The 18,713-nt window shown below is 56.3% G+C and carries 8 protein-coding genes; 6 read left to right on the forward strand and 2 right to left on the reverse strand.

Going from position 1 to position 18,713, the window contains the following annotated elements:
- Window positions 1-78 precede the first annotated feature (78 nt).
- Entirely contained in the window at window positions 79-1,896 is a 1,818-nt protein-coding gene (gene pilB, locus H7850_RS03650) for a type IV-A pilus assembly ATPase PilB (protein ID WP_227368023.1), read from the reverse strand.
- A gap of 412 nt (window positions 1,897-2,308) precedes the next feature.
- Between pilB and H7850_RS03655 the strand changes: the two genes are divergently transcribed.
- A complete protein-coding gene (locus H7850_RS03655; protein ID WP_319799261.1) occupies window positions 2,309-2,815 on the forward strand; it encodes a pilin in 507 nt (168 codons plus the stop codon).
- Between the two features lie 188 nt (window positions 2,816-3,003).
- A complete protein-coding gene (locus tag H7850_RS03660) occupies window positions 3,004-3,273 on the forward strand; it encodes a hypothetical protein (protein ID WP_227368024.1) in 270 nt (89 codons plus the stop codon).
- A gap of 54 nt (window positions 3,274-3,327) precedes the next feature.
- Here the strand turns inward: H7850_RS03660 and H7850_RS03665 are convergent, their stop codons facing one another.
- Window positions 3,328-3,636 carry a hypothetical protein gene (locus H7850_RS03665; RefSeq protein WP_227368025.1) on the reverse strand — a complete coding sequence of 103 codons (309 nt, stop codon included), beginning with the start codon at window positions 3,634-3,636 and terminating at the stop codon, window positions 3,328-3,330.
- A 393-nt stretch (window positions 3,637-4,029) separates the two neighbouring features.
- Here H7850_RS03665 and H7850_RS03670 point away from each other — a divergent pair, with 393 nt between their 5' ends.
- The 4 genes from H7850_RS03670 to H7850_RS03685 all read left to right on the forward strand — a co-directional run bounded on the left by H7850_RS03670 (window position 4,030) and on the right by H7850_RS03685 (window position 18,636).
- Window positions 4,030-5,457 carry a TolC family outer membrane protein gene (locus H7850_RS03670; protein ID WP_227368026.1) on the forward strand — a complete coding sequence of 476 codons (1,428 nt, stop codon included), beginning with the start codon at window positions 4,030-4,032 and terminating at the stop codon, window positions 5,455-5,457.
- 159 nt (window positions 5,458-5,616) lie between these two features.
- Window positions 5,617-7,728, forward strand: coding sequence for a type I secretion system permease/ATPase (locus H7850_RS03675; protein WP_227368027.1), 2,112 nt, complete (start codon window positions 5,617-5,619; stop codon window positions 7,726-7,728).
- Complete coding sequence (locus H7850_RS03680) at window positions 7,725-9,167, forward strand: HlyD family type I secretion periplasmic adaptor subunit (protein ID WP_227368028.1); 1,443 nt, start codon at window positions 7,725-7,727, stop codon at window positions 9,165-9,167. The genes H7850_RS03675 and H7850_RS03680 overlap by 4 nt, the downstream gene beginning before the upstream one ends.
- A gap of 85 nt (window positions 9,168-9,252) precedes the next feature.
- Window positions 9,253-18,636 (forward strand): retention module-containing protein, encoded by a 9,384-nt coding sequence (locus H7850_RS03685; RefSeq protein WP_227368029.1) that lies wholly within the window; start codon window positions 9,253-9,255, stop codon window positions 18,634-18,636.
- Window positions 18,637-18,713: the final 77 nt, after the last annotated feature.

Genomic DNA, 18,713 nt, shown 5'->3' on the forward strand with positions numbered 1-18,713 from the left:
CATTTTTTACTACTGCCTGATTGCTAGAGAATTGCGTATAAGTATAAATATAAATAGTTGAGCGAAGTTCAGACGAATCTAGTCTTTCGTGACGCGATTGATTTCCTCGAGACTAGTGACGCCCTCGAGGACTTTCTGCAAACCGCTGCGGCGCAAGTCTGCATATCCTTCTTGCCGCGCCAGAGCATCGAGCTCCAGCGAATTGCCCTGCTGCATGATCAAGTGGCGCATCTCATTGCTGATTGGCACCACTTCGTAGATGCCGACACGCCCTTTGTAGCCAAGCGTGCAGTGGCGGCACTCTCCCGGTTGATAGATCGTCGTACCGTTGAGCTCATCTTCAGTGAGCCCTTCTTTAATGAGAACGTCATGAGGGATCTTTGCCGCTCGCTTGCAGTGCGGGCAAAGTTTGCGTGCCAGGCGTTGAGCGATAATCAACGAGATGGAGCTGGCGATGTTGAATGAGGCGACGCCCATGTTATTCAGACGTATCAGGGTTTCGGCCACGGAGTTGGTATGTACCGTCGAAAGCACCAGATGGCCTGTCTGTGCTGCCTTGATCGATATCTCGGCGGTTTCCAGATCGCGAATCTCGCCGACCATGATCACATCCGGATCCTGACGCAGGAATGCACGCAGGGCGCTGGCAAAATCGAGTCCTATCTTGGGATGTATATTGACCTGATTGACCCCGGCGACCTTGATTTCCACCGGATCTTCCGCAGTCGAGATGTTTCGCTCGATAGTGTTGAGGATATTCAAGCCGGTATATAGCGTCACGGTCTTGCCGCTACCCGTCGGCCCGGTGACCAGAATCATGCCCTGGGGCTGAGCCAAGGCGCGTTCATATATCGATTTTTGCGTCGGGGTGAACCCCAGGGCATCTATGCCCAGTTGGGCCGAAGATGGGTCGAGGATACGCAGGACGATCTTTTCACCGTACACCGTCGGCAGCGTATTGACGCGAAAATCGATCGATTTACCATTCGGCAACTTGAGTTTGATGGCGCCATCTTGAGGCAACCGTCGCTCGGAAATATCCAGGCGAGCCATGACCTTAATGCGAGCCGCGATACGCGTGCGCAGATTGAAGGGGGGCTGCGAGACTTCCAGCAATATACCGTCGATGCGAAAACGTATGCGAAAGCTGGATTCGTAGCTCTCGACATGAATGTCCGAAGCGCCACGCTGAATCGCATCCTGCAGTATCTTGTTGACGAACTTGATGACTGGAGCGTCATCGCTGGAGGTGGCGGCCGTGTTTTCTCTGGACTCGGGGGCCTCCTCGTCGAGTACCATTCGGCTACCCTCATCCGCGAGGGCCTCCATGGTATTTTCGGACTCCGCCTGGGACAAATAGCTTTCCAGCGCCGGGATCAGCTGGTCGATGGAAGCGAGTACCGCTTCAACATTCAGACCGGTCGCAAACTGCAGCTCATCGAGTAGTGCCAGCGTGGAAGGAAAGGGCACGGCGACCGTGATGTGATAAGCGGTGCGCTTGAGCGGCATGATCTGATACTTGCGTAAAATTCGTTCGGGCATCTCGCTGGGGGAGGGAAGCGCCGTTATTGGCAACGCATCGAGATCAACGACTGGCAAGCCGTATTCCCGTCCCGCGGCCAGGGTCGCGTCTCGTGCCGCCAGCAAATCGTGTTCGATAACATATTGCAGCAGCGAGATGTCGCTTTCATTGGCCTGCTGCTCGGCGTAATGAGCCGTGTCGGGGGCAAGCAGGCCATCGTCCACCAGCCGTTTCGCAAACCCTTGCAAACCTTCCGCGCCATGCTGCGAGCCGAACGGCGACGAAAGGCCATTCGATGAGATTGGCTCGCGTTCGCCATTCGCGTGGGAAAATGAATGCGGTGAGGAAAAAGGCGGTTGGTGCGACGTTGTCATGATGTTTTGCTCGGCGGTTTGTTCAGCGGTTCCCTAACATGCGGAGTTCAGGTGTTGGCTTGGCCTGAAGGCCGCGCAGCAGATGCGGTAATGTTTCTGTATTTCTATTTATCGGCATAATGGGCGTCAGAATTAGTTTTACGTTGTAGCTTTTTGTTGCAAAAAAGGCCGAGGTTAAACTGTAAATATAACGTCATATCTAAGTCATTCTCGTGAAGAATCTAGACCTTTTATCTCTCGTCTATTGCGGGCAGCGAAGTCAGTAACCAAGCAGCTTCCCAATGCTGAAAAACCCAAACAAGCCTAAAGATTAGCGGAGCTTGGTCGATAGCCTGAATATGAGCTTGCCATCGTGGAGAAGCCTCCTGGCAGGACTGGCACACAACATGATGTTTATACACGGGGAGTGACAATGAAAAGGGCAATGAGAAGGCAGGGCGGTTTCACCTTGATCGAGTTGATGGTCGTGGTGGCGATCATTGGGGTGCTCGCGGCGATCGCCATCCCGCAGTATCAGAATTATGTGGCGAAGTCTCAGGTTAGCCGAGTCATGGCGGAAACGGGTCAGCTTCGCACCTCTGTCGAGAGTTGTATTCTGGAAGGCCGTACCGTTATTGGTGATGGCGCGGGTCAATGCGACCCGGGTGCGACCGGCTCTAACCTTTTAACGGGGACGGCCCAGACTTCTTATACATTACCGGCGGGAACGGGTGTTCCTCAGATTCCTGACACTCTTACTTCAACTGCGACTATTACCTCTACTTTCGGCAATAACGCAGCCACGGTCCTCACAGATGCCCCTGCAAAGACATTGACCTGGACTAGATCTGCAGATGGAAGTTGGACGTGCGAAACGACGGCTGATGCGAATCTCGCTCCCGGTGGTTGTCCTGCATCAACGACAGTAACAACTAATTAAATTGTTAAATATTAGATTGTTTATTAATGGCCGACGTTTGTCGGCCACATACTGCGAGTGAAGAAAACAATAAGCCAAATTGGTTCCTGTTCAACTTGCTCTCTTCTTTGCTTATCAACTATTTTGAATACAGTGTTTAGCATCGATTCCCATAAAAGAAAACGAAGCAAACCTAGAGGTACGCACACATGGCTATTTTTTCAGTCAATTACGATCTTCGTCTTCCCCAAGAGTACGCCGAGTTTTATCAAGCCCTGGAGGCCTATCCGCACATCCACGCGATGGATTGCTGCTGGATGATCGAAGCCGACGCTGAAGCCGGGGAAATACGCGATGCGTTGATGCCATTTCTTGCGGGCGGAGATGCATTGTTCGTCAATCGCGTCAGTGATGGCTGGGCGGGGGCAGGAACGCAGTGCGGGCAGTGGCTGAACCAGCGGATCGCACAGTACGCGTAAAATGATGATATGGAGCGGCAGGGACGCCGCAGCCATCAAGCTTCCAGTAGCTTTTCAATAAAGCGCCTGCTCCTCGGTAACCACCTCCTTCAATACATCCAGATACAGCTTATCCGCCTCGGAGTGCTCGCTCGGGTCCTCGGGGATGTGGGTGCTGGTAGTATCGGATATCTCGCTGGCGATTCTCGCCAGCAACTCCTGCTCGCTGACGTAATCGCCCCCAGCATTCTCCCCCCGCTCACGATAGGCGCGTCGCGCAACCTCCAGCGACTGTTCAAGAATCTGCGGATCCTGCAGCAACTTCTTGATGAAGTGTCGCAGCTCATTGATCACACGTACTTTCTGCATTTCGGAACTGGCCATGACAAGGGCTCCCGGGACTGGACCATTATAGTGCGACGATAGCACGCGGAGTCTTGATCGTCAGTTGCGAATACGCTGCGATGACGTGAGAGGCCATATGCTGTGCCGACCCCACAGACAGGGCGCCAATAGGCTCGGCGTCCTTGCCCCCGCCTCGAATCTACGTTCGTGACATCAGAAAATCCTCTTTCGTGACATCAATAGTGCGGAAAAAGGTTCTTGTTTTGCCTCGCATCTCGTAGAATCGAATAATGCTTTTTTGTACGCATAAATAGTGAGTCTCATAGTAATAATAGAGAGCACTACTATCCTGCTTTTCCTGATCCGACAATCCAGGTGGCGCCTCGACGCCGCCTACGCCGGCCTGTGCCGCGTAAACGAGGACTTCATTTGATGCGGTTGTTTTTACCCACGCTCTCCCTGCTTCCTTTTACTTTTTTGCTCTCTTCCACCGTTGTGGCGGCTCCAGATGTGGATTCACTGCAGGAAGCAGTGCAACAGGCGGTCACGGAAAACCCGGAGGTAGGAGTCAGTTGGCACGATTTCCAGGCGGCCATGGACGAGGTGGACATGGCGCGAGGCGGGTATTTTCCCAGTGTCGATATCAACGCCGGTGTGGGGCGGGAATATCGCGACAGGGATGATCGGGACACCTACAATTCGAGTTTCAGTGAGATAAGCCTGACTCAGATGCTATGGGATGGCTTCGCCACCGCCAGCGAGGTCAAGCGTCTCGATAGCGCCAAGCTTGTTAGCTACTACGAATTGATGCGCACCAGCAACGAGGTGGCGCTGGATGTTGTGCGCGCCTACCAGGATGTACGGCGCTATCGAGCGCTGGTGCGGCTGGCCAAGGAGAATTACGCCAAGCATCTTCGTGTCTACGATCGGATCGAGCAGCGGGCTCGCTCCGGTGCAGGTCGCCGGGTCGATCTCGAACAGATCGACGGTCGCCTGGCCCTGGCGGAATCGAACCTGCTGACAGAGGCCACCAACCTGCATGACGTCAGCGCGCGATTCCAGCGTCTGGTGGGTGTGCTTCCGGCGGACACCCTGGCGCCGATACCGGATTTCGATGCGCGCCTGCCGGAATCGATCGATTCCGCGGCGCGGGCCGCTTTCGAAGGTAACCCGGGCTTTCATGCGGCGATCGAGAACATCGAAGCCGCTCGGGCGGAGGCCAGGGGCACCCGCGCTGCCTTCCATCCGCAGCTGGATTTTCGTGCCCGCACCGGCACGAACAACGAGGACGGGGTCAACGGCCGCTACGACGAAGGCGCCGTGGAGATCGTGGCCAGCATGAACCTGTACCGGGGTGGCTCGGACCTGGCGTCCTATCGGCGTACCAGCGACCTGGTCAACCGGGCCAAGAGCCTGCGCGACAAGGAGTGCGTAGATCTGCGTCAGACCACCACCATCGCTTACAACGATGCACGGCGCATCACCGAGCAGCTCGACTACCTCAATCAGCATCGGCTTTCGATCGGCCGAGTGCGCGGCGCCTATCAGCAGCAGTTCGATATCGGTCAGCGCACACTGCTGGACGTGCTGGATTCCGAGAACGAATATTTTCAGGCCAGCCGTGCCTATGCGAATGCGGATTTCGATCTGTCCCTGGCTCAAGCGCGCATTCTGACGGCTATGGGGCAGCTCTTGCCGGCACTCGACGTCTCCAGAGGCGGCGTACCGACACTTGCCGAACTCGGCAGCGATGGCGTTGCCATTGAGGCGGATGCCATCTGCCCGACGTCCGCACCATCAAGCGACAGTCTGGATACGCTGATCTCAGACCTGAGAAGCAGCCAACGCTTTGATCGCTAGGGGGACCTCGTGACCAGTCAATTCGCGTTAAAGCCTGAGTCAAAGCAAGATCAAGAGCCAGGGCGGAATAAAGAGTCGGGGCGAGGTAGAGAGCCGGAGTCGGGGCGAAATAAAGAACCGGGGCGAGAAAGAGCCCCAAGCCCGGTCAAGGGCGGGGATTTGCTCGAATGCCTACGGATAGTGGCCCGAGCTCACGACCGGAACCTGACCTCAGAGGCGGCGCTATCAGGGCTGCCCTTGGAAAACGGCGAGCTGACGCCGAGTATATTTCCTCGTGCGGCGGCTCGGGTTGGTCTGACGGCGCGCCAGATTCGTTGCTCACTTTCTCGCCTCAACCCCCAGCTATTCCCAGTCATCCTGCTGCTGGAGCCTGGTCGAGCCTGTGTGCTGCTGAGCCTGGATACTGAACGGGATCAAGCCCGAATCGCCTACCCGGAGCTTGGCGAGGCGGCTGTCGAGGTGCCTTTAGAGGAATTGCAGGCCCGCTACAGCGGCCGCGCCCTCTATGCCCGTCCGCAGTTTCGCTATGATGCCCGCAGCCCGGAAGTTCGCCAGCACAAGCAGCGCCACTGGTTCTGGGGCGTCATCCTCGAGAACCGCAGCCTCTACCGGGATGTGCTGATTGCCTCCATCGTGATCAATCTGTTCGCCATCGCCATGCCGCTGTTCGTGATGAACGTCTACGACCGGGTGGTGCCGAATCAGGCTACGGAAACCCTCTGGGCCCTGGCCGCCGGGATCTTTCTGGTGCTGTGTTTCGATCTGATCCTGCGTCTGACGCGCAATGCCTTTGTCGATCTGGCCGCCAGTCGGGCGGACGTCAAACTCTCCTCCAAATTGATGCAGCGGGTGCTGGGCATGCGCATGGAAGCGCGTCCTGCTTCCACCGGCTCCTTCGCCGCCACGCTACAATCCTTCGAGTCCGTGCGCGGGTTCATCGGTTCTGCCACGGTGGTGAGTCTGGTGGACCTGCCTTTTGTGCTGCTGTTCGCCGGCATCATCGCCATTATCTCGCCCTATCTGGTCATCCCCATCGTCATCGGCGTCGTCTTCGTGCTGCTTTATGCCCTGGCAGCCCAGGGCAAGATGCATGAACTCTCCGAGACCACCTGGCGGGTCGGGGCCCAGCGCAATGCCACGCTGGTGGAGAGCCTGGCCAATCTGGAGACCGTGAAAACGCTGCGCGGCGAAGGGCGCATTCAGGGGGTATGGGAAAAGACCACCGCGTTTCTGTCCCGTACGTCGGCGCAAATGCGCCTGCTGGGGTCGTCCGTGGGCAGCGTGGCCCAATGGACACAGCAGAGCGTGGCGGTGGCGATCATCATTATCGGCGTCTATCTGATCGTTGCCGGCGACTTGAGCCAGGGCGGCTTGATCGCGGCCTACCTGCTGTCGTCCCGGGCCATGGCGCCGGTGAGTCAGGCGGCGGCCTTGATGGCCCAGTATCACAATGCCGCAACGGCGCTGACATCGCTTAACGAAGTGATGGAAAAACCGGAAGAGCGTCCGGAAGGGCGCCAGTACGTGAGCCGCACTCAGGTGAACGGCCATCTCGAGCTGCGCGGCGTGACCCTGCGCTACCCGAATGAGGAACGAGACGCGCTACGGGACGTGTCGGTGAAGATTCGTGCCGGGGAGAAGGTGGCGGTGCTGGGCCGGATGGGCTCGGGTAAATCCACCCTCAACAAGCTGCTGCAGGGGCTTTACCAGCCTACCGCCGGGGCGGTGATGGTAGACGACGTGGATATTCGCCAGCTCGACCCTATCGAGCTGCGTCGGCATATCGGCTACGTGCCCCAGGATATCAGCCTGTTCTATGGCTCACTGCGGGACAACATCCTGGCAGCCGGGGGCAGCGATGGCGTCGATGACGAGGCGCTGCTGCGCTCGATCAAGATCGGCGGACTCGAATCCATGGTCTCCGCTCATCCACAAGGGGTGGAGATGCCCGTCGGGGAGCGCGGTGAGTTGCTTTCCGGCGGTCAGCGGCAGAGCGTGGCGATTGCCCGCGCCCTGGTGAACGACCCGCAAATTCTATTGCTAGACGAGCCCACTAGCGCCATGGATCACGCCGGCGAAGAAGCGTTCAAGCGCAGGCTGGCGGTCTATGCCAAATCCAGGACGCTGATCGTCATGACTCACCGTAGTGCCTTGCTGGCGCTGATGGATCGCATCGTCGTGATGGACGGGGGCCGTGTCGTTGCGGATGGGCCCAAGGATGAGGTGATCGAGGCGCTGCGCAGCGGAAAGATCGGGAGGGCCAGTCAATGAGCGACGCCTCTCTATCATCTAGCTCAAAAAGAAGCGCAGAACAACGCGGCTTCGAATCACTGGGGCGTGTCTCCGAGCACGGCGGCAAGGCGTTTCGACCGCTGATTGATCGCGTGTTTGCCCGCTGGGTGTCCGGCGCTCATCTGGAGCGGGACTGGGCCAGCGACGCGGACTGGGCGCGTATGCAGCAGGACCCGATGCGGGCGCGGGCGCTGCTCTATCTGGTGGTGTTCGCATTGATAGGGCTGCTTGCCTGGGCCGCTCTCGCGGAGATCGACGAGGTCACCAAGGGCGTGGGCCGAGTGATTCCTTCTTCGAAGCTCAAGGTCATCCAGTCCTTCGACGGCGGCGTGGTGAAGGAACTGGATGTGCAAGAAGGGCAGATCGTCGAGAAAGGCCAGCTCTTGATGCGCATCGACCCGACCCGCTTCGTGTCCTCGTTTCGGGAAGGGGTGGCCAAATCCCTGGCGCTGCAAGCCAAGGCAGAAAGGCTGCGGGCGCTCTCCAACGATCAGCCTTTCGTGCCCACGGCGGAATTGCTGGCGCAAGCCCCGGCGCTGGCCGCTCATGAACGCAGGCTTTATGAGACCAGCCTGCAGGCGCTTGAAGAAGCCCAGTCCATTGTCCGGGAGCAACTGAACCAGCGCCGGGAAGAGCTCAAGGAGGCCGAGGCCCGCTTCAATCAGGCGTCTCGGTCGCTGAATCTGGCCTCTCGGGAACTCAACTTGACCCGGCCGCTGCTGGATTCCGGGGCGGTCTCCGAGGTGGAAGTATTGCGTCTGGAGCGGGAGGTTTCCAACGCTCGCGGCGAGCGCAATCAGGCCAGTGCCCAGGTGGCCAGGCTCAAGGCAGCCATCGAAGAGGCCCAAGGCAAGGTGCGGGAAGTGACCCTGGACATGCAAAACGAGTGGCGGGTAGCGCTCTCCGAAACTCTGGGGCAGCTGGCAGCCCTCAAGGAGAGCAATGTCGGCCTGCAGGACAAGGTGAGCATGGCGGAGATTCGTTCCCCGGTGGCAGGCACCATACAGCGGTTGAACGTCACGACGCTGGGCGGCGTCGTTCAACCCGGTCAGGACGTGGTGGAGATCGTGCCCAGCGACGACCAGCTATTGGTCGAGGCGCGCATCGCTCCCCAGGACATCGCCTTTTTACGCCCAGGACAGTCGGCGTTTGTAAAGTTCACCGCCTATGACTTCGCCATTTACGGCGGTATGCAGGCGACCCTCGAGCACATCAGCGCCGACACCATCACCGACGACGAAGGCAACACCTTCTATCTGGTACGGGTGCGCACCGAAGACACGGCGCTGGGGGAAGCTCTGACGATCATTCCCGGCATGACTGCCCAGGTGGACATTCGCACCGGCAAGCGCACGGTGCTTGAGTATCTTCTCAAACCCATTCTACGCATCAAAGGCAACGCGCTGACGGAGCGCTGACTCAGTCGACGCCACTATAAAAACGCCGGTGCTCGCTTCAGCGGGATTGGCATAAGAAATTTATCCGCTCGCAGGGAGCTGATTCATGGCAACACCTATTGCAACCGTACTTTCCGTTATCGGGCAGGTTTGGGCGCGGAGCGCCGATGGCAATCTGCGCGTGCTCAGAGCCGGCGATGCACTACTCGAAGGCGAGGAGGTGCAGACCTCCGACAGCGGCAGCGTCCGGCTCGAATTTACCGATGCAAGCTCTTTGATGGTAGGCCCGGACGAAACCCTCTTTCTGCAAGAGGGGATGAGCCTCGACGAAGCGCAGGACGCCGTTGATCTGAACGACAACATAGAAGCGCTGCTGACGACGCTGGAGCAGAGCGATGAAGACCTGCTGAATGTATTACCGTCGCCCACTGCCGGCCCTGGCGACGGTGGTAGCGATGGCGGGGGTGGCAGCCATTCCTTTGTTCGCCTTGAACGTATCAACGAGAGCCTCGAGCCGTTGAGCTTCAGTGCGACAGGCACGCAAGCCGATACCCGAGAGTTACCTCGTGGAGACGCAGTCGACACGTTTGGCGATCAAACGATTGCGGATGACGACATCGCACTAAGCGATGATACGGAAATCATTGATGACACTGAATCAGGTAACGGCTCCAACAGTGATGGTGACGACAATTCTCCCGGTGTCGCCAATCGGGCGCCAAACGCGGTAGGTGATACCGCGTCGGGGCCGGAAGACACGCAGCCAACCGGCAATGTCCTGGATAACGACAGCGATCAGGATGGTAATTCACTAAGCCTCATCGGATTCAGTATTGATGGCGTTGACTATGCCGCTGGAGATACCGTCGAGCTAGAAGACATCGGTTCGCTCGTTATCGAAAATGACGGTAACTACATCTTCACGCCGATCGAAAACTGGAACGGCCAGGTCCCGGCGGTTAGCTACACCGTCACCGACGGCGAGCTGACGGATACCTCTGAGCTGAATCTGACTGTGACGGCGGTCAATGATGCGCCGGTGGCTCAGGATGATAGCGTCACCGGCGACGAAGACGCCGTTATCACCGGCAGCGTTCTCGCGAATGACAGTGACGTTGAAGATGATTTACTCACTGTCAGCGATTTCACCGTAGGCGATATTGCTTTCCAAGCGGGCAACACCGCTGAGCTTGAAGGCATTGGCTCATTTGTTATCGAAAGTGACGGCAGCTATACCTTTACGCCGGTGGAGAACTGGAATGGCCAAGTGCCAGCAGTTAATTACACGGTTACTGATGGCGAACTGAGTGATACCGCCGAGCTAAATCTGGAAGTAATCACAGTCAACGATGCGCCAGTTGCTCAGGACGATACTGCTACCGGCGACGAAGATGCTGCTTTGACCGGCAACGTGTTGGCTAACGACAGCGACGTCGATGGTGATCTGCTCGAGGTCAGCGAATTCACGATCGGTGATGCCACGTATCAAGCGGGTGATACTGCTGAACTTGAGGATATCGGCTCGCTGATCATTCAAAGTGACGGTAGCTACACCTTTACACCGGTTGAGAACTGGAATGGTCAGGCACCGACGGTCAGCTATACCGTGACCGATGGCGAGTTGACCGATACCGCTGAGCTTAACCTGGAAGTGACGGCGGTCAACGACGCGCCAGTCGCTCAGGACGACACCGCCACCGGCAATGAAGACGCGGTGATCACTGGTAACGTTCTCGATAACGACAGCGACGTTGATGGCGGTGCGCGCTCGGTCAATGACTTCACTATTGGTGATACGACTTATCAGGCCAGTGAGACTGCCGAGCTCGACGGTATTGGCTCGCTAACCATTCAAACCGATGGCAGCTACATCTTCACGCCGGTTGAGAATTGGAATGGTCAGGTACCGGCTATCAGCTATACCGTGACCGATGGTGTGCTCACGGACACCGGCGAGCTAAATCTGGCAGTGACGGCGGTCAACGACGCGCCGGTCGCTCAGAGCGATAGCGCTACCGGCAATGAAGATGCTGTGGTTACTGGTAACGTTCTCGATAATGACAGCGATGTTGATGGCGGTGCGCGCTCGGTCAGTGACTTCACAATTGGTGACATCACCTATCAGGCCGGCGAAACTGCAGAATTGGACGGCATTGGTTCGCTAACTCTTAGCAGCGACGGCAGCTACACCTTCACCCCGGTTGAAAACTGGAACGGCCAAGTTCCGACGGTCAGCTATACTGTCATCGATGGAAATTTGACCGATACCGCCGAGCTACAGCTGACTGTGACAGCAGTCAACGACACACCAGTTGCTCAGGACGACACTGCTACAGGCGATGAAGATACCGTTATCACCGGCAATGTATTGGCCAACGACAGTGACGTTGATGGTGATACGCTCACCGTCAGCGGTTTTACTGTCGGCGGCATTGAATATGCAGTTGGTGATACTGCTGAGTTGGATAGCATCGGCTCGCTGGTGATCGCGAGCGATGGCAACTATACCTTCACGCCGGTCGAAAATTGGAACGGCCAGGTTCCAACGGTCAGCTACACCGCCACTGATGGAGAGCTCGAGGATACTGCCGAGCTAAATCTGGCTGTCAGCGCAGTAAACGACGCGCCGGTTGCTCAAGACGACAGCGCCGTTGGTGATGAGGACGCGCCGCTGAGCGGTAACGTTCTCACCAACGACAGCGATGTTGACGGCGATTCGCTCACCGTAAGCGACTTCACTGTTGGTGGAAGTATCTATCAAGCCGGTGATACTGCCGAGCTTGAAGGCGTAGGCTCGCTGATCGTCCAAACAGACGGCAGCTACACCTTTACGCCGGTTGAGAACTGGAATGGTCAGGTACCGGCGATCAGCTATACCGTGACCGATGGCGAGTTGACCGATACCGCTGAGCTTAACCTGGAAGTGACGGCGGTCAACGACGCGCCAGTCGCTCAGGACGACACCGCCACCGGCAATGAAGACGCGGTGATCACTGGTAACGTTCTCGATAACGACAGCGATGTTGATGGCGGTGCGCGCTCGGTCAGTGACTTCACAATTGGTGACATCACCTATCAGGCCGGCGAGACTGCTGAGCTTGAAGACATCGGCTCGCTGATCATCGCGAGCGATGGCCGCTACACCTTCACGCCGGTTGATAATTGGAATGGCCAAGTTCCGGCGATCAGCTATACCGTGACCGATGGCGAGTTGACCGATACCGCTGAGCTTAACCTGGAAGTGACGGCGGTCAACGACGCGCCAGTCGCTCAGGACGACACCGCCACCGGCAATGAAGACGCGGTGATCACTGGTAACGTTCTCGATAACGACAGCGATGTTGATGGCGGTGCGCGCTCGGTCAGTGACTTCACAATTGGTGACATCACCTATCAGGCCGGCGAGACTGCTGAGCTTGAAGACATCGGCTCGCTGATCATCGCGAGCGATGGCCGCTACACCTTCACCCCGGCCGAAAACTGGAACGGTCAGGTACCCGCGATCAGCTACATCGTTACTGACGGAGAGCTAATCGATACCGCCGAGCTTAATCTAGAAGTAACAGCCGTCAATGACGCACCGGTTGCCGAATCGGACAGCGCTACCGGCGACGAAGATACCGCTCTGACTGGTAATGTTCTCGATAACGACAGCGACGTTGATGATGATCTGCTCGAGGTCAGCGAATTCACGATCGGTGATGCCACGTATCAAGCGGGTGATACTGCTGAACTTGAGGATATCGGCTCGCTGATCATTCAAAGTGACGGTAGCTACACCTTTACACCGGTTGAGAACTGGAATGGTCAGGTACCGACGGTCAGCTATACGGTCACTGATGGTGAGCTGGATGACACCGCCGAAGTTAATCTGAAAGTGGCAGCAGTCAATGATGCGCCGATTGCTCAGAACGATAGCGCTGTCGGTGATGAGGATGCCGCGATCACTGGCAATGTGCTGGCTAACGACAGCGATGTCGATGGCGATCCGCTTACCGTTAGCGGTTTTACTGTCGGCAGCATTGACTATGCAGTTAGTGAGACAGCTGAGCTTGAAGGTATCGGCTCGCTGATCATCGAAACCGATGGCAGCTACATCTTCACGCCGATCGAGAATTGGAACGGTCAAGTTCCGGCAGTTAGTTACACCGTTACGGACGGATTACTGGCGAATACAGCTGAACTGCAGCTGACTGTGGTAGCAGCTAATGATGCGCCGGTCGCCCAAGACGACACCGCTACCGGTGACGAAGATGCCGCTTTGACCGGCAACGTGTTGGCTAACGACAGCGATGTTGATGGCGATTCGCTCACTGTCAGCGATTTCACCGTTGATGGAAATATCTATCAGGTAGGCGAATCAGCTGAGCTGGAAGGCATCGGCTCGCTCGTAATTGCCAGCGACGGCAGTTACACCTTTACGCCGGTTGAGAATTGGAATGGCCAAGTTCCGGCGATTAGCTACACCGTCACCGATGGAGAGCTCACCGATACCGCCGATCTGAATTTGACCGTATCGGCGGTCAATGATGCGCCGATAGCTGAGAACGACATTGCCACCAGTGACGAAGACATCGTTATCACTGGCAACGTTCTTGATAATGATAGTGATGTTGATGGCAGTTCGCTCACGGTTAATGGCTTCGTCATCGACGGCACAAATTATCGGCCTGACGACACCGCTGAGCTTGAAGGCATCGGCTCGCTGACCATCCAAAGCGACGGCAGCTACATCTTTACGCCAGTCGAAAACTGGAGCGGCCAAGTTCCGATAGTCAGCTACACCGTCACCGATGGGGCACTGGTTGATACTGCCGATTTAAAACTGACAGTAACGGCGGTCAACGACGCGCCGGTTGCTCAGAACGACACTGATGCCGGTGATGAAGATGCTGCTTTGACCGGCAACGTGTTGGCTAACGACAGCGATGTTGATGGCGATTCGCTCGAAGTCAGTAACTTTGAAGTTGATGGTATAACCTACCAAGTGGGCGAGACTGCCGAGTTGGAAGACATTGGCTCACTGACTATTCAAACCGATGGCAGCTATACCTTTACCCCGGTCGAAAACTGGAATGGCCAGGTTCCGACAGTCAGCTATACCGTAACCGATGGAGAGCTGACAGATACCGCTGAGCTAAATCTGGAAGTAACAGCCGTCAACGATGCGCCGATCGCTCAGGACGATACCGCAATCGGTGACGAGGACGCCGCGATCACTGGCAACGTTCTCGATAACGATAACGATAACGATAGCGACGTCGATGGCGATTCGCTTAAGGTTAGCGAATTCACCGTTGATGGAAATATCTATCAGGTAGGCGAAACCGCCGAGTTGGAAGGCATTGGTTCACTGACTATTCGAATCGATGGCAGCTATACCTTCACGCCGGTTGAGAATTGGAACGGTCAGCTGCCCACAGTCAGCTACACCGTCACTGATGGCGAGCTGACGGATACCGCCGAACTTAATCTGGCTTTGACAGCCGTCAATGACGCGCCAGTTGCCGAATCGGATAGCGCTATTGGTGATGAAGATACGGTGATCACTGGCAACCTTCTCGCAAACGACAGCGATATAGAAGACGACCCGCTCACCGTCAGTAACTTCAGCATCAATGATGTTGAATACGCAGCTGACGACACCGCTGAGCTTGAAGGCATCGGTTCGCTAACCATCCAAACCGACGGCAGCTACATCTTCACCCCGGCCGAGAACTGGAACGGCCAGGTACCCGCTATCAGCTACACTGTCACTGACGGCGAACTGACAGGTACCGCCACACTCGACTTGACGGTCGTTCCGGTCAACGATGCCCCAGTAGCCGAAAACGATAGTGCTACCGGGGATGAAGATACCGCGCTGACAGGCAACGTGCTGACCAACGATAGCGATATTGATAGTGCCAAGCTGAGTGTCAGCGATTTCACGGTCGGTAGCGTTCTTTATCAAGCCGGCGAAGTCGCCAACATCAATGGCGTCGGCGCACTACTACTCGACGGTAATGGCAATTACACCTTCATCCCCAATGAAGATTGGAACGGAAAGGCTCCGCCAATCAACTACACCGTCACTGATGGCGAATTAACCGATACGGCAACCCTTGATTTGACTATTACGCCAGTCAATGACGCACCAAAAGCCGTCGATAATATAGCCCAGGGATTCGAAGATAATCCGCTCAAGGGCAACGTGCTGACCAACGATAGCGATATCGACAGTGCCACATTGAGCGTCAGCGGATTCACGGTGGGTGAAACCTCTTATCAAGCAGGCGAAACCGCTGAGCTAGACGATATCGGCACACTGGTTGTCGAGAGCGATGGTAGCTACAGCTTTACACCGATCCCTGACTGGAACGGCCAAGTGCCTATCGTTACTTATACCGTTACCGATGGTGAGCTAACAGACAGTGCAACACTCAAGCTGGATATCACAGCGGTCAACGATACCCCTGTCGCCCAGAACGACACTGCCACCGGAATCGAAGATGCGCGTATCAGCGGTAACGTGCTCGCCAACGATAGCGATATCGAAGGTGACACTCTTGCGTTAAGCAGCTTCAACGTTGGCGGAACGCGCTACGCAGCCGGCGATACTGCCAGTCTCAATGGCATCGGGTCGTTGACTATTGGCAGCGACGGCAACTACATATTTACGCCTGCCGATAACTGGAACGGTCAGGTACCGTCGATCAGTTATACCGTCACCGATGGCAAGTTGAAGGATATCGCAACACTCCAATTGACGGTCACGCCGGTCAACGACGCCCCAGTTGCCGTTGACGATGACAACAGCGTTGCCTTCGGCAGCGTTCTGGCGGTCAGTGAATCCAAAGGGATTCTGACCAATGACAGCGATCCTGACGGTGATGCGCTTCGTGTCACTCGCCTCGATGGTGTCGATGTTACAGAAAATGGGACCGCGAGCGTCGTCGGTCGCTATGGCACGCTGGAGGTCGATTCACAAGGCGGGTATATCTACGCCTCGAATCTAGGTGCCCCGGTTCTCTACGGGTTTGAAACCGGCGACGAGTACCTCGGCCGGAGTAATGTGAATCTGCTGGAAAACTTCCTGCTCGACGATGATGCTCAACTGCGGGTGTCCTCCACAGCGAATGGGGTCGGCGTCAGCGGCAGCAACGGGCGTAACGTGCCCGATCAGATCAATGACAATGGAGAAGTTCTGATTGCGGATCTGGGAAGTCCGGTACGCAGTGCTTCCTTTGGCGTCTCGAAGTTGTTCAACAGCGAGCAGGGTGGCGAAACGGGTAAGTGGTATGCCTATGATGCCGGGGGGCAGCTGGTCGCATCCGGAGCAATCGATGCAAGTACCGTCAGCTACGGCTCGGGTAGTAACGATGCCGGTCGCGTCAGGATCGAAAATGACGCTGGTGATTTCCAGTATCTGGCGTTCGAAAGCTTGCCCTATAAGAATACGAACTCGAGCAATGATGGCGGTGACTATTTCGTCACTGATGTTCGTGTCGAGGATGTGTTCGACTACGCGATTACCGATGATCAAGGCGGTAGTGCCAGCGCGACCTTGAGCCTCGAATCCACGGCCCCGCTGATCAATTATCAGCCCCCGGCGGATAGCATCGAACCGCCTGAGGCCAGCATTTTTATCACCACGCCCTTGTTCGGAGACGATAATTTTCTGAGCAATGGCGAGGCCCGCCAGCCAATCACGATTCGGGGTGGCGTTACTGGTGATGCTCAATCCGGTGATAGCGTGATCGTCAGAATTGGCGGCATCGATTATGCCACCCAGGTGACGGATGCACTGACCTGGAGCGTCGAGATTCCTGCCAGCGCAGTGGCTCGATTGGGACCAGGCCAAGTCGAGGCGAGGGTCATAGGGCAAGATGGCTGGGGTAATGCCTTCAGTGTCCTCAGCGGCATCGACTATCAGGTGGCGGAACCCGGAATTCTCTCTCTTGGCAACAATGCCAATAACGAGGCGATGCTAGGCAGCGGTGATGATGTCTATGTCGGTGACAAGGGCGGCAAGATCACGCTGATCGACCCAGCCATGAACTACAATATTTCGCTGATCGTGGATGTTTCGGGAAGCATGCAGCAAGTCTCTGGAACCGTCGGTTTGAGCCGGATGGCGTTGACCAAGCAAGCGCTGCAGAGCCTGGTGGGACAGCTCGAAGAGCATGAGGGTACGGTCAATGTTCAGCTGGTGGCTTTCTCCAGTCGTGGAAGCACCAAGGTCAGCATTAAGGGTGTCGACACTACCAATATCGATCGGCTGGAAAAGGCCATCGACAAACTATCCGCGGGTGGAGGAACCAACTATCAAGCGGCGTTCGAAAAAGCGGTGAGCTGGTTCAATGATCAAAATAAGAAGGGTGCTTCACAGCAAGGCGACTTTCAGAATCTGGCCTATTTCCTGACGGATGGTGATCCCACTTATTATTTTGATTCAAAGGGGAAGGTTGTCGGCCCGGGTGGTAATACGAACTTTGAAGTCATGAACGCATCGATGAATGCCTTCGAAGCATTGAGTGCCATTAGCCAGGTCAATGCCATTGGCATCGGTGCAAATATCACCGAAAAATACCTGCAGTTCTTTGACAATTCCAATGTTGCCGGAATAGGCAGCGAACGTGTCTATTCAAGTTCATTCTTTGGCTTTCCTATTTATCGATCTCTATCCGGTCCTATCGGTCAGGTAGATATCGTCAACAACGCTGACGATCTGAAAGTCGCCCTGGAAGGCAGCTCGCAATTCGAGGAGTTGGCCGAGGTGGGCGATGACATGGTGGCCGGTGGTGCAGGCAGTGACATCCTCTTCGGCGATACGCTCAATACGGATCAGTTGGCCTGGACCAATGGTAATACCGGTGAGGTGTATGCCGCAGGCAGTCATGACGGCCTGGGCTATCAGGGGCTGAGTGAATATCTGCGCTGGTCCATCAATGCAGGTGAGGCCCCAAGTGACGCACAGGTGTCATCCTATATTCGCGACAACGTCGAGAGCCTGATCGGTGAAGGGCGGGCCAAGAGTGGCAATGACCGGCTCGAAGGGGGTGACGGAGACGACATTCTCGTAGGCGGCGGCGGTAACGATACGCTCATGGGCGGCGCTGGCGACGACCTTCTCTATGGCGGAATTGGTGCCGATGTCTTTGCCTGGACACTCGGCGATCAGGGCTCTATCAATAAGCCCGCCCGGGACGTTATCAAGGACTTTCCTCTGAATGAGCTCGATAGCTCTTACACCGATGGAGAGGGCGATCATCTGGCGTTAGCGGATTTGTTGCAGGAGGAAAGCGTTGACACGATCGACAGTTACATCGCTGCCAAGGAAGAGGGCGGAAACACGGTGCTTTTTGTCAGCTCCATGGGGAAGTTGGACGATAATGGCGCTGGCGCCGATCAGATAATACTCATTGAAGGAGTCGGCATGGCGCAACAGAGCTCCGCGGATTTCATCAAGTCACTGATCGACAATCAGCAGCTGGCTATCGATCAGTAATCGGACGCAGAGTCTAAAAGAGCTCGCCTGGCAACGCTGGGCGAGCTCTTTTTAGATATTTCTGGATTGCTTTCAAA

It is taken from the genome of Halomonas sp. M20 (assembly GCF_020622265.1).
Lineage (GTDB): Bacteria > Pseudomonadota > Gammaproteobacteria > Pseudomonadales > Halomonadaceae > Modicisalibacter.

Bases quoted from the DNA above. Each gene is read 5' to 3' on its own strand.
- pilB (WP_227368023.1), bottom strand. From the start codon at position 1,896: ATGACAACGTCGCACCAACCGCCTTTTTCCTCACCGCATTCATTTTCC.
- H7850_RS03655 (WP_319799261.1), top strand. From the start codon at position 2,309: ATGAAAAGGGCAATGAGAAGGCAGGGCGGTTTCACCTTGATCGAGTTG.
- H7850_RS03660 (WP_227368024.1), top strand. From the start codon at position 3,004: ATGGCTATTTTTTCAGTCAATTACGATCTTCGTCTTCCCCAAGAGTAC.
- H7850_RS03665 (WP_227368025.1), bottom strand. From the start codon at position 3,636: ATGGCCAGTTCCGAAATGCAGAAAGTACGTGTGATCAATGAGCTGCGA.
- H7850_RS03670 (WP_227368026.1), top strand. From the start codon at position 4,030: ATGCGGTTGTTTTTACCCACGCTCTCCCTGCTTCCTTTTACTTTTTTG.
- H7850_RS03680 (WP_227368028.1), top strand. From the start codon at position 7,725: ATGAGCGACGCCTCTCTATCATCTAGCTCAAAAAGAAGCGCAGAACAA.
- H7850_RS03685 (WP_227368029.1), top strand. From the start codon at position 9,253: ATGGCAACACCTATTGCAACCGTACTTTCCGTTATCGGGCAGGTTTGG.